Raw genomic sequence first — 541 nt, 5'->3', positions numbered from 1 at the left:
TGTCATACCGATGATGCGACCGTCGAAGCCAACGTACTTGTACCAGAAGTCAGCAATGCCCGCTTCGATAGCGATACGTGCAGTTACGTCTGATGGCAGTACTGATTCACGGTAAGCTGCGTCTTGTTTGTCGAATGCATCTGTTGATGGCATTGAAACAACACGTACTTTCTTACCTTCAGCGGTTAGTTGCTCTGCTGCTTTCACTGCTAGTTCAACTTCAGAACCTGTCGCGATTAGGATTAGTTCAGGCTTGCCATCGCTGTCTTTCAGGATGTAACCACCCTTAGCGATATCAGCAACTTGCTGAGCTGTACGTTCTTGTTGCGCTAGGTTTTGACGAGAGAAGATAAGCGCCGATGGGCCATCTTTACGTTCAATCGCTAGTTTCCATGCCACTGCAGACTCAACTTGGTCACATGGACGCCATGTGCTCATGTTTGGAGTCAGGCGTAGAGACGCCATTTGCTCAACCGGTTGGTGAGTTGGGCCATCTTCGCCAAGACCGATAGAGTCGTGCGTGTAAACTTGGATGTTCTGA

1 protein-coding gene is annotated in these 541 nt (G+C 49.2%); it reads right to left on the bottom strand.

The features are described from left to right. Window positions 1-541: transketolase-like TK C-terminal-containing protein (locus VCHENC03_RS17280; protein WP_009705406.1), on the bottom strand; the 541-nt coding region annotated here is incomplete at both ends.

Origin of the sequence: Vibrio sp. HENC-03 (assembly GCF_000305755.2) — a bacterium.
Classification (GTDB): Bacteria; Pseudomonadota; Gammaproteobacteria; order Enterobacterales; family Vibrionaceae; genus Vibrio; species Vibrio owensii.
This window is presented reverse-complemented; position numbering and strand designations above follow the sequence as displayed.